The organism is Lutibacter sp., assembly GCF_041555395.1.
GTDB lineage: Bacteria > Bacteroidota > Bacteroidia > Flavobacteriales > Flavobacteriaceae > Lutibacter.
Genome location: NZ_JBFFKM010000011.1, coordinates 42,067 through 55,273, shown reverse-complemented (window position 1 = coordinate 55,273; position 13,207 = coordinate 42,067). Strand labels below are relative to the sequence as shown.

Genomic DNA, 13,207 nt, shown 5'->3' with positions numbered 1-13,207 from the left:
TTTGGTACCAATGAAAATGACATTTCTATAAGCTATTTAAGAATAAGTATTGGCGCGTCTGATCTAGACGAATCCGTTTTTTCCTACAATGACTTGCCTGATGGACAAACTGACATGAACTTAACACAGTTCAGCCTTGCCTCTGACATGGTTCATTTAATACCACTTTTGAAAGAAATTTTAACAATCAATCCGTCCATAAAAATAATGGGATCCCCTTGGTCTCCGCCTGTTTGGATGAAAGACAACAACAGCAGTGTTGGCGGTAGTTTACAGCCAAAATACTACGGTGTTTACGCACAGTATTTTGTTAAATATGTTCAAAAAATGAAGGAACAAGGAATCACTGTTGATGCAATTACAGTGCAAAATGAACCTTTGCATCCAGGAAATAATCCAAGTTTATTAATGACAGCTCCACAACAAACTGAATTCATCAAAAACCACCTTGGCCCTGCTTTTCAAACAGCTGCCATTTCCACAAAAATTATTATCTATGATCATAATTGTGATAAACCTGAATATCCGATTTCGGTATTAAATGATCTTGCAGCCAAACAATATATTGCTGGTTCGGCATTTCATTTATATGCTGGAGATATTAGCGCTTTATCAACTGTTCACAACGCACATCCCGACAAAGATTTATATTTTACTGAGCAATACACACCAAGTTCAGGTGATTTTTCAGGCGATTTAAAATGGCATATAAAAAATGTAGTGATAGGTTCCATGAGAAACTGGAGCAAAACCGCTCTTGAATGGAATTTGGCCAACGATGCTTCTTTTGGTCCTCATACACCTGGCGGTTGCACTACGTGTAAAGGTGCCTTAACCATCAATAGCAGTTCAAATTATGTACAAAATGTCGGCTATTATATTATAGGCCATGCTTCTAAGTTTGTACCGGCAGGTTCTATAAGAATTGCAAGTAATTTAAGTGGAAATTTAAACAATGTCGCTTTCAAAACACCCAATGGAAAAAAAGTTTTAATTGTAATAAATGATGGCAATGAATCAGCAATGTTTAACATTAAATACAATGGCAAATGGATTACAACATCATTAAGCGCTGGGGCTGTTGGAACCTATGTTTGGTAGAAAATAATTATATAAATATTATTATAAAATGAAAAAAATAACAATACTCTCACTTTTGATAATCACATTTTTTGGGTGTACCCAGAAAAAAAGTGATGTAAAAACTGAAATGGATGAAGCTATAGTTATAAAAAATAAAACAGCAATGGTTTATACATCTGCCCACAGCACAAATCTAAAACTTACACTTACAGATACGCTTCAATTCAATGATTTTAAACAGCCATTGGAGACTGAATCAGCTATTTTAATAGATCCAACCAAACAATTTCAAACTTTTGTTGGTATTGGGGCTGCATTGACGGATGCTTCCGCAGAGACATTCTATAAATTATCTGAAGAAAACCAAAAACTGTTTATGGAAGCCTATTTCAGTATTGATAAAGGAATTGGATATTCATTAGCGCGTACAATAATACATAGTTGTGATTTTTCAAGTGAAAGTTACACGTATGTAGATGAAGGTGATGCTGAATTAAATTCATTTAGTATAGAACACGACAGAAAATACAGGTTGCCATTTACAAAACTTGCCATTCAGGCTGCAGGTGGTAAATTAACCATGTATGCAAGCCCTTGGAGTCCACCGGCATTTATGAAAACAAATAATAGTATGTTACAGGGCGGGAAATTAAAAGCCGAATTCTACCAACCTTGGGCAAATTATTATGCAAAATTTATAAAAGCCTATGAAAAAGAAGGAATTCCAATTTGGGGTTTAACAATTCAAAATGAACCAATGGCTGTACAACGTTGGGAATCTTGTATTTATACCGCTGAAGAGGAAAGAGATTTTTTAAAAAATTATTTAGGCCCTACTCTGGAAAAAGAAGGGCTCGGTGATAAAAAAATTATTGTTTGGGATCATAACAGAGATTTATTGTTTGAAAGAGCTAACGTAATTTTAAATGATCCTGAGGCAAGTAAATATGTTTGGGGTACTGGATTTCATTGGTATGAAGACTGGAAAGATGGTACACCAATGTATAAAAATGTTGCTGCTGTAAATGAAGCATTTCCTGATAAAAAATTAATTTTCACTGAAGGTTGTAACGAAAAATATGATTTAAGCAGAATTGAAAATAATGATCCAAAATTAGCAGAACGTTATGGTAAATCCATGATTAATGATTTTAATAACGGAACCGTTGCTTGGACAGATTGGAATATTTTGTTAGATGAAACAGGAGGCCCAAATCATGTTGGGAACCTATGCTTCTCCCCTGTTCACGGAGACACAAAAACAAATGCGCTCACGTTTACGAATTCCTATTACTATATAGGGCATTTTTCAAAATTTATTAGACCAGGGGCCAAAAGATTGTCAACAGGAACAACTGCAAATCACTTAAGTGCAACTTCTTTTGTAAATACCGATGGTAGTATTGTAATTGTGGCTTTAAATGAAAGCGACAATACAATTGATTATATGTTAACATTAAATGGTAAAACGGCAAAATTAAATATGCCAGCACATTCAATACAAACGATAGTTTTAAACTAAAAAAATGAATAAATTATATACAATTACCATAAGTCTTGTAGTAGCAATGGGAGGCTTTCTTTTAGGCTTTGACAGCGCTGTAATTTCAGGAGCCGTAAACGGAATCAGAACCTATTTTGAAATGTCTGATTGGGAACTTGGATTCTCGGTGGGCTGCGTAATTTTCGGAGCTATGGCAGGAAACATTTTTGCAGGCCCTTTAAGCGACAAATTCGGAAGAAAAAAATTATTGATTGTAACCGCAATGCTCTTTACCGTTTCTGCGATTTGGTCAGCAACAGCCACAGATTATCTTTCGTTTGTCATCGCCCGAATTATTGGTGGCGTTGGTATTGGTGGCGCTATATTGATTGCTCCTATTTACATTGCAGAAATTGCACCACCTAAATTGCGAGGAAGCTTGGTTTCTTTAAATCAGTTAAATATTGTTTTGGGTATTTCCGTAGCTTATTTTTCTAATTATTTTTTAAAAGATTTGGAAGGTGAAAGCTGGAGATGGATGTTGGGCGTAGAAGCTATTCCTGCAGCTATTTACTTTTTTGCGCTTTTCTTGGTTCCTAGAAGTCCAAGATGGCTCATCCAAAAACTAAATGAGATAACCCTAGCTAAAAAAATACTGATAAAAATTGGTGGTGAAGAATTTGCAGATACGACCATTGGGGAAATTAAAAGAGGAATTGCAAAAAAAGAAGCCAAAGGAACTTATGCAGATTTTTTCAGCAAAAGAATGAGCGTTATTGTAATTATTGCTTTTGGATTGGCCTTTTTTCAACAAATAACAGGAATCAACGCTATTTTTTATTACGCGCCAACCATTTTTGAACAAGCAGGTGGAAGCACGGATGCTTCATTTTTACAGGCGATTGTTGTTGGACTTACCAATTTGGTGTTCACTTTTGTGGCTATTTGGTTTATAGATAAATTGGGCAGAAAACCTTTGCTGATTATAGGAACTTCGGCCATGGCAATTGCTTTAACTATGGCAACTTTAGCCTTTAACAATGCAACTTATAGCTTTAATGACGCCACCATTGAAAAGATTGGAAATATGGACATTAAATCATCTCTAACACCGTTAAACGGATCAACATTTTCTTCACAAAGTGAATTATTTTCAAATGTCGCTCCGCTTTTAAGTGAAGTGCAATTCAATGAATTTAAACAAAATGAAGTTAAACATTTCATTAGCATCAACGCCAATTTGGTATTGATTGCCATATTGCTTTATGTTGCGGCATTTGCAATTTCTTTAGGACCAGTTATGTGGACCATGTTGTCTGAAATTTTTCCAGGAAACGTAAAAGGAATTGCCATTTCCATTGTTGGATTTTTCAACTCATTGGTAAGCTATACTGTTACACAGTTTTTCCCTTGGGAACTCACCAATTTAGGTCCAACGGTAACTTTTGCAATTTATGCCGGAATGGCTGTTTTATCCGTTATGTTCGTTTATAAATACGTGATAGAAACGAAAGGAAAAACTTTGGAAGAAGTTGAAGAATTATTAATAAGATCATAACCATAAAATGAAAATTATTCCTACCTTATTAGTATGTTTATTTTGTCTGTTTGCTTGTGCCGAAGCGCCTCAAAAAACATCAACAGAATTACCTATGGAAAAACCAGCCAAAGTAACCTTAACTAATACTGAAGGAAAATACCAACTTTTTGTGAATGGCGAGCCTTTTTATATCAAAGGCGCCGGATTGGAATATGGGAATATCGCAGCTGTAGCTAAACATAATGGAAATTCCTTTAGAACGTGGAGAACGGAAAACGGGAAGCAAACGGGTGCAGAGGTCCTGGATGAAGCCAACAAAAATGGACTGATGGTTACAATGGGAATTGAAGTTGCCAGAGAACGACACGGATTTAATTATGATGATGAGGTTGCTGTAAAAGAACAGCTAGAAAGAATTAAACAGGAAGTTTTAGAAATTAAGGATCATCCTGCGCTGTTAATGTGGGCAATTGGAAATGAATTGAATTTACGTTCTAAAAATCCAAAAGTATGGAATGCAGTGAATGATATTTCAAAGATGATCCATGAAATAGATCCAAATCATTTAACAACCACAGCTCTTGCAGGAATATCCAAAAGAGAAGTAGATTTAATAAAAGAGAGAAGTTCAGATTTAGATCTTTTGTGTTTTCAAATCTATGGTGATTTAGTAAAATTACCTTCATTAGTAAAAGAAAGTGGTTGGAAAGGAGCTTATATAATTACTGAATGGGGCGCTACAGGTCATTGGGAAGTTCCTAAAACTTCCTGGGGAGCTCCTATTGAAGAAAACAGCACAGTTAAAGCTTCAAATTATTTAGCAAGATATAATCGAGGAATTGCAGCAGACCCAAATCAGTGTATTGGTTCTTACGTTTTTCTTTGGGGACAAAAACAAGAACGTACACCTACTTGGTACGGTGTTTTTTTAGAAGATGGCAGTGAAACAGAATCAGTTGATGTCATGCATTATGTCTGGAGTTCAACTTGGCCAGAGAATAGAACGCCCCAAATTCAATCATTTCAAATAAACAATAAAACAGCATATGATGATGTAACCGTTGAGTCAAATCAAGAATGTGTTGTGAATATAAAAATTCAAGATCTTGAAAAGGATGACTTAAATTATAGATGGGAAATTTTGAATGAAAGTACAGATTTACAAGATGGTGGTGATTTAGAGAAGAAACCTGATGCAGTTGACTTTGAAGTAATCAGCAACAATGAAGGAAATTTAATTTTTAAGGCACCAAAAAATAAAGGAGTTTACAGATTGTTTGCCTATGTAAATGATGGTAAAAACCATTCAGCAACAGCAAATATTCCTTTTAAAGTGTATTAAAAAAAGAGAACAAATTAAAAATTATAACCGCTTCTAAATAAGAATTTAAAAGAGGTTTTTATTAAAATAAAATAAGTAAAAAATATTTCAATGTATATAGGAGAAAATAAAGCTTCTTTTGAAGCGAATGACGTAAAAGGAGATTTAATAACTATCGGAAACGAAAGTTATTATAAGATTTCGAATGTAAGTGAAATGAGACCATTTTTCATGAGTATTGTTAGTAATTCAAATCATTGGATGTTTATTTCCAGTAATGGTGGATTGTCTGCAGGAAGAAAAAATAGCAATTATGCATTATTTCCTTATTACACTGATGATAAAATTACAGAAAGTGCTGAAATTACAGGTAGTAAAACAATAGTGCAAATTCATTTAGAAGGAAAATCATATTTGTGGGAACCATTTTCAAATAGGTATGAAGGTGTTTATAAAATCAGCAGAAATTTGTACAAAAATAGCTATGGAAATAAAGTGATTTTTGAAGAAATAAATCATGATTTAGGAGTTACTTTCAAATACCAATGGTGCTCAAGTAATGAATATGGTTTTGTGAAAGCATCAACCATAATTAATAACACCAAAAAGGATCTTAAAGTAACTGTATTAGACGGAATTCAAAATATTCTGCCTTATGGAGTTTCAGCCGATTTGCAAAACGCCAGCAGTAACTTAGTAGATGCCTATAAGAAATGTGAATTAGAAGCTGAAGTAGGATTAGGAATTTACGCTTTAAGTGCTATAATTGTTGATAAAGCAGAACCAAGTGAGGCTTTAAAGTCAAATATTGTTTGGTCTTTAGGAGTTGAAAACCCAATCTATTTATTGTCATCATTACAATTAAATAATTTCAGAAAAGGAAAAGAAATTCAACAGGAAGTTGATGTAAAAGCTGAAAAAGGGGCTTATTTTACCTGTTCAAATTTAACTTTAAAAGGGAATGCAGAGAAAAATTGGACGCTTGTAGCAAATGTGAATCAAACCATTGTTGCTGTTAATGAAATTGTGGAAACTATCAGAAATGAAAAGAATTTAGCAAACTTAATTCAAGAAAACATTGAAATTGGTACCAATAAGCTAATTCAGCTTACAGGAGCTGCAGACGGAATACAATTATCAAATGATAATTTAATTAATTCACGACATTTCTCAAACACACTTTTTAATATCATGCGTGGTGGTATTTTTGATAATAACTACCAAATTGAAAAAAACGATTTCATAAAATACATAGCAAAAGCCAATAAAAAAGTTTTAAAGAAAAAAGGTGAATTATTAGAACAATTACCGGACTTGTTTTCTCTTAGTTATTTAAAAGAATTTGCCGAACAAAGTGAAGATAAAAATTTAAAAAGACTTTGTTTTGAATACATGCCATTGAAATTTAGCAGACGCCATGGAGATCCAAGCAGACCTTGGAACAAATTTTCTATCAATACAAGAAGTGAAGTGGATGGTTCAAAAATTTTGGATTATGAAGGGAACTGGAGAGATATTTTCCAAAACTGGGAAGCCTTGGCACACTCCTACCCTGCTTTTATTGAAAGTATGATTCATAAGTTTTTAAATGCTACAACATTTGATGGCTACAACCCGTACCGTGTAACAAAAGATGGTTTTGACTGGGAAACAATTGAACCGGATAATCCGTGGTCATATATTGGTTATTGGGGAGATCATCAGATTATCTATTTATTGAAGTTTTTAGAAATTATTGAAAATTATTACCCAAATAAATTAGCTAAATATTTTAATGAAGAAATTTTTGTTTATGCCAATGTACCTTACAAAATTAAAAGTTATGAGGATATATTAAAGAATCCAAAAGATACCATTGAATTTGATGAAGAATTGGATGAAAATATTAACCAAAAGAAAATTCAGCTAGGTGCAGATGGTGCTTTGTTAAGAGATGAAAATTATTTTATTTATAAAGTAAACTTTATTGAAAAAATATTAGCGACAGTATTGGCAAAAGTATCAAACTTCATTCCTGAAGGCGGTATTTGGATGAATACACAACGTCCGGAATGGAATGATGCCAACAATGCTTTGGTAGGAAACGGTGTTTCGATGGTAACCTTATATAATTTAAGACGCTTTTTGAAATTCTTAGAAAAGTTGGTTTCAAAATCAGATTTAGATACTGTTGAAATTTCTGATGAATTGGTGGAATTTTTTAATGGTGTTTTAACAGTACTTGGGGACAATAAAAACATATTAGCAGGGAAAATTTCAGACAAAGACAGAAAAACAGTTTTAGATGGACTTGGAATTGCCGGAAGCACTTATAGAACAGCCATTTATGAAAACGGATTTTCAAGCAATAAAGGAACAGTTTCTAAAAAAGATTTAGTACGTTTTACAAAATTAACACTTCAATACATTGAACATTCAATTGATGCGAATAAAAGACCTGATAATTTATATCATGCTTACAATTTAATGACCCTTGAAAACGAAGAAGAAGTATCAATTTCGCACTTGCCTGAAATGTTAGAAGGTCAGGTAGCTGTTTTAAGTTCAGGATATCTTTCATCTGCTGCCAGTTTGGAACTGTTAGATAGTTTAAAAGCCAGTGCATTGTTCAGGCCCGATCAGTACAGTTATATTTTATATCCAAATAAAGAACTGCCGAGATTTAGAGATAAAAACAACATTTTGACAACCGATGTTAATAAATCATCGTTGTTAAAACAACTTATAAAAGATGGAAATTCTCAAATAGTTGAAAAAGATTGTTTAGGTAACTACCATTTCAATGCTAGTTTCAACAATGCCAATATTCTAAAACAAAGATTAAATGAACTTCCTGAGTCATATCAAACGCTAATTGAAAAAGACACGGAATTGGTTTTAGGTGTTTTTGAAAAAATATTTAATCATAAAGCATTTACTGGCAGATCCGGAACATTTTTTGGGTATGAAGGCCTTGGTTCAATTTATTGGCATATGGTTTCAAAACTATTGTTATCAGTTCAGGAAAGTTGTTTGATGGCTATTGAAAATAAGGAAAGTGATGTTCTTATTGGTAAAATGTTCGATCATTATTTTGAAATATACGAAGGGATTGGAGTTCATAAATCACCTAAATTATATGGCGCTTTTCCAACCGATCCATATTCACATACACCAGCAGGTAAAGGAGCGCAACAGCCTGGTATGACAGGTCAGGTAAAAGAGGATATATTGAGTAGAATTGGAGAGCTAGGTGTGTTCGTTAAGAATGGAGTGCTTCTGTTTAACCCTCAATTATTAAGAGGGGAAGAATTTTTAAAGGAGTCAAGAACTTTTAAATATGTAAATATTAATAAAGAAGTGAAAGAAATTGAATTAGATCCTAATTCCCTTTGTTTCACCTATTGTCAAATTCCTGTAATTTATAAATTGGCATCTGAAACTGGAATTGATGTGATTTTTACCGATGGTTCAAACATGCATTTTGACACATTAAGTCTTGATAAAGAAAGAAGTAATCAAATATTTGGAAGAACAGGAGAAGTTGTAAAAATAGTTGTGTCATTTCATAAAACAGTGACGTCACTTTTTTGAGCAAACAATGGACTGTAAATAAAGGAGATACTAAATATTAACAAGCATTTAAATGATAAATAAGATCAAAATAATAGTTATAATAGCTTTATGTATGGTTTCTTGTACAACAATTGTTGAGTCTCAGGTTGTGAAATTAGTGGATAACCAATTGTTTGTAAATGAATCTCCTTATTTTATTAAAGGGATTTGTTATCATCCTGTTCCAAAGGGAAGTAACCAAAGAAGTTTTTACAATTTAACGAATGACTTGGCTTTAATGGTTGAAGCAGGTATTAACACTATTAGAGTTTATGAGCCTATTGATGATGTAAAAGTTCTTGATGAAATAAATGAAGCTGGAATTAAAGTTATTATTGGTTTTGGATACAATCAAAATGGAAATTTCGATATACTGTCAGGGTCTTTTATCAATTATATAGAAAAATATAAAAACCATAAAGCAATTTTATTTTGGGAGTTAGGCAATGAATATAATTACCATCCTGAATGGTTTGAAAATGACATCAAAAATTGGTACACTTCCTTAAATAATGCTGCTGATAGTATTCATAAAATGGATACCAATCACCCAGTTGCAACTGCGCACGGTGAATTACCTGAAAATTTAGCTTTAACAATTTGTCTGAATATAGATATCTGGGGAATTAATGTTTACAGATGGGACAATCCTGAAAGCCTGTTTTCTGAATGGAAAAAAGTGAGTAAAAAACCATTATATCTTTCGGAAGCGGGTGCAGATAGTTATATGACTATTTCAAAAGATCGTTTTGAACAAGGTAATAATCAAGATGCACAAGCTGCTGCTACTAAAAATATTTTACAAGCAATTTTCAATTCCAAAGAAAGCACTTTAGGGGTTACACTTTTTTCATTTACCGATGGTTGGTGGAAAGCAGGTGAAAATGACGTACAAAATCCAGGTGGCTGGGCGCCAAATAGCAGTGGCGTTCCATATGATGGAATACCTAACGAGGAGTATTGGGGAATTGTTGATCTGGGAAGAAATAAGAAAAAAGCATTTGATGTTGTGAAGCAAGTGTATACAAAAACTAATTAATTGAAATTTGAAATAAACAAGTAATAACCAACTATATAAACTTAAGATAATAATATGAAACATTATAAAACAGCACTGGAAGACATTGTTCCTTTAGGACAAAAATTAGCTTTTGGATCAGGACATTTAGCCAATCAATTATTTCCAGCGGCCTTAGGTGTTTTCATGGTTGTGCTAGTAATGTCATTAGGAATGAATCCAATTCTTGCTGGAATATTAGGGGCACTTCCAAGATTTATCGATGCATTAACAGATCCAATAATGGGCTTCATTTCAGATAATACAAAATCTAAATGGGGCCGCAGAAAACCTTATATTTTATTGGGAAGTGTAATTTCTGGAGTTATGTACATGATTATGTGGCAATTAAATCCAGAAAATTCTGAAATGTACAATTTCTTTTATTTCTTAGTTGTTTCTATTTTCTTTTATGTTGGTTATACCATTTTTGCAACTCCACTAATTGGTTTAGGCTACGAAATGACTCCTGATTATAATGAACGAACTCGTTTAATGGCTGTTTCACAATTTATGGGGCAATTGGCTTGGGTTATTGCACCGTGGTTTTGGGTTATTATTTATGATCAATCATTATTTGATACCGCACCTGAAGGAGCCAAAATTATGGCTATTTGGGTTGGGGGTTTATGTATGGTTTTAGGAATTTTTCCAGCACTTTTTAATAAAGAAATGATTGTTCCTGATCAAGATAAAATGAAAGATTTAACAATGGGTGAATTGTCAAACAATTCAAAAGAGTTTTTTAAAGGCATTAAGCTAACACTAAAAAATAAACCTTTCTTAAAGCTTTGTGGTGCTACTTTTTTTATTTTTAATGGTTTTCAAACCATTGCCCAATTTTCATTTTTCATTATTGTTTATTATCTTTTTCAAGGAAATACAGGTGCTGCAGGGCATTGGCCAGCTTGGTTTGGCTCAATAATGGCATTAGCAACTATGTTTCTTGTAATTCCAATAGTGACTAAAATATCTGAAAAACTAGGTAAAAAAAATGCATTTATTATAGCTACATTAATATCTATAGTTGGTTATAGTTTAAAATGGTGGGGATTTAATCCAGCCAATCCTTGGTTAATGTTTATGCCAATTCCTTTCCTTTCTTTTGGTATTGGAGGATTGTTTACTTTAATGATGTCTATGACAGCAGATGTTTGTGATTTAGATGAATTGAACAATGGTGAACGCAGAGAAGGTATGTTTGGTGCTGTCTATTGGTGGATGGTTAAATTAGGTACTGCTATTGCAATGCTTACAAGTGGTATTGTTTTACATTATATTGGATTTGATGAGTCCATTGAAGTTCAAACAGTAGAAACCCTTACAAACCTTAGAATTGCAGATATTTTAATTCCAATCGGAACGGCTTTAATAGCTATTATACTTGTTTGGAAATACGATATTACAGAAACTAAAGCCAATGAAATTAGAGAGGCCTTAATAACACGTAGAGGAAAAGTTTTACATGAAAGTGAGTAATTAAAAACATAAATTTAAAAAATATAACAATATCAAAACAGGTCAAGCAAAACCAACCTTAAATGCTGCTTTTCAAGGTACTGCTGCAACACTTGGATCTACAGCAAGCGATGTGGATACTTCAGAATCATTAATTTATGATGTGTATTTTGGAACGGCAAATCCACCATCAATTAAACAAGGAGATAATCAAACTTCAAAAACTTTGAATGTGAACCTAACTTCTTCAAAAAAATATTACTGACAAGTTGTTGTGAAAGATAATAAAGGCGGACAAACAATTTGACAAATTTGGAATTTTGTAACTGATTAACAAAAAAGGATAACCTAATTAATAAAAAATGAAAAATATTATTAAAAATGTATTACTAATATTCTTGTCAATAGTACTATTCAGTTGCTCAACAACAAATGAAAAAAAAGCAATTTCTGCTAAGGAAATTTTAGGAAACCCAGTATATTTGGCAATGTCTTATGGTGGATATCGTGAAAACACACGTGATATTCAACCTACTCTTGAGGAGATTAAAGAAGACATGAAAATCTTAAGTGCCATGGGAATTAAGGTTTTAAGGACCTATAATACTAAGTTAAAAGAAGCATCAACCTTATTAGAAGCTATTTCTCAATTAAAAAAAGAAGATAGTAATTTCGAAATGTACGTGATGTTAGGCGCTTGGATAGATTGTGAAAATGCTTGGACGGATAATCCAAATCATGACGCTGAAGATGTTCAAGCAAATACAGGTGAAATCGAAAGAGCTGTAGTTATGGCAAATAAATACCCTGATATTGTTAAAATTATAGCAGTTGGGAATGAAGCTATGGTGCATTGGGCAGCAAGTTATTTTGTGTATCCAAAGGTTATTTTAAAATGGGTAAATCATTTGCAAGAATTGAAAAAAACAGAAAAATTACCTGCAGATTTATGGATTACAAGTTCTGATAATTTTGCTTCTTGGGGAGGTGGAGATGAAAGTTACCACACAGAAGATTTAACAAAATTATTAAATGCAGTAGATTATGTTTCATTGCATACATACCCTTTTCATAGTAGTCATTACGATGCTACTTATTGGAAAGTTCCAGAGAATGAAGAAAATTTAACTGCAATTGAAAAAGCGGATGCAGCAATGCTTCGTGCTAAAAATTATGCAATTGCTGAATATGAAGCTGCCGCCAATTATATAAAAAGTATTGGAGTTTCAAAACCAATTCATATTGGTGAAACTGGTTGGGCAACAGAATCAGGAACAACTTTTTATGGTGCAAATGGTTCAGGAGCTACTGATGAATACAAAGCAAAACTTTTTTATGATTATATGAGATCTTGGACCAATGAAGTAGGAATGTCTTGTTTCTATTTTGAAGCTTTCGATGAGCATTGGAAAGACGCACAAAATCCTTTAGGTTCTGAAAATCATTTTGGATTATTAACGCTGGACGGTAAAGCTAAATTTGCTTTATGGGATTTGGTTGATAAAGGGGTTTTTAAAGGTCTTACAAGAAATGGCAAACCTATCAGTAAAACTTATGAAGGAAATAAAGACTTATTGTTAGAAAATATTCTTGAAATTCCTTTAGCTATAAATTCAAAAAATTAATTTACAATTGAAAAAAATAATATTTATAACCATCATTTATCTAGTA

The 13,207-nt window shown here is 32.9% G+C and carries 8 protein-coding genes; all 8 read left to right on the top strand.

The window, feature by feature from the left end; all coding sequences use genetic code 11:
- Positions 1–1,101, top strand: a 1,101-nt coding sequence (locus tag ABY285_RS04325) for a glycoside hydrolase family 30 beta sandwich domain-containing protein (protein WP_372767385.1), incomplete at its 5' end; no start/stop codon positions are given.
- Between the two features lie 28 nt (positions 1,102–1,129).
- Positions 1,130–2,605, top strand: coding sequence for a glycoside hydrolase family 30 beta sandwich domain-containing protein (locus ABY285_RS04320; protein WP_372767383.1), 1,476 nt, complete (start codon positions 1,130–1,132; stop codon positions 2,603–2,605).
- Positions 2,606–2,609: 4 nt separating this feature from the next.
- Positions 2,610–4,124, top strand: coding sequence for a sugar porter family MFS transporter (locus ABY285_RS04315; RefSeq protein WP_372767381.1), 1,515 nt, complete (start codon positions 2,610–2,612; stop codon positions 4,122–4,124).
- A gap of 7 nt (positions 4,125–4,131) precedes the next feature.
- Positions 4,132–5,448 carry a glycoside hydrolase family 2 TIM barrel-domain containing protein gene (locus ABY285_RS04310; protein ID WP_372767379.1) on the top strand — a complete coding sequence of 439 codons (1,317 nt, stop codon included), beginning with the start codon at positions 4,132–4,134 and terminating at the stop codon, positions 5,446–5,448.
- Between the two features lie 90 nt (positions 5,449–5,538).
- Complete coding sequence (locus ABY285_RS04305) at positions 5,539–9,000, top strand: hypothetical protein (RefSeq protein ID WP_372767377.1); 3,462 nt, start codon at positions 5,539–5,541, stop codon at positions 8,998–9,000.
- Positions 9,001–9,052: 52 nt separating this feature from the next.
- Positions 9,053–10,060, top strand: coding sequence for a glycoside hydrolase family 2 TIM barrel-domain containing protein (locus tag ABY285_RS04300; protein WP_372767375.1), 1,008 nt, complete (start codon positions 9,053–9,055; stop codon positions 10,058–10,060).
- A 54-nt stretch (positions 10,061–10,114) separates the two neighbouring features.
- Positions 10,115–11,557: an MFS transporter gene (locus ABY285_RS04295; RefSeq protein WP_372767373.1), complete on the top strand. Its 1,443-nt coding sequence runs from the start codon at positions 10,115–10,117 to the stop codon at positions 11,555–11,557.
- A gap of 341 nt (positions 11,558–11,898) precedes the next feature.
- Entirely contained in the window at positions 11,899–13,161 is a 1,263-nt protein-coding gene (locus tag ABY285_RS04290) for a glycosyl hydrolase family 17 (protein ID WP_372767371.1), read from the top strand.
- The last annotated feature ends 46 nt before the right edge of the window (positions 13,162–13,207 follow it).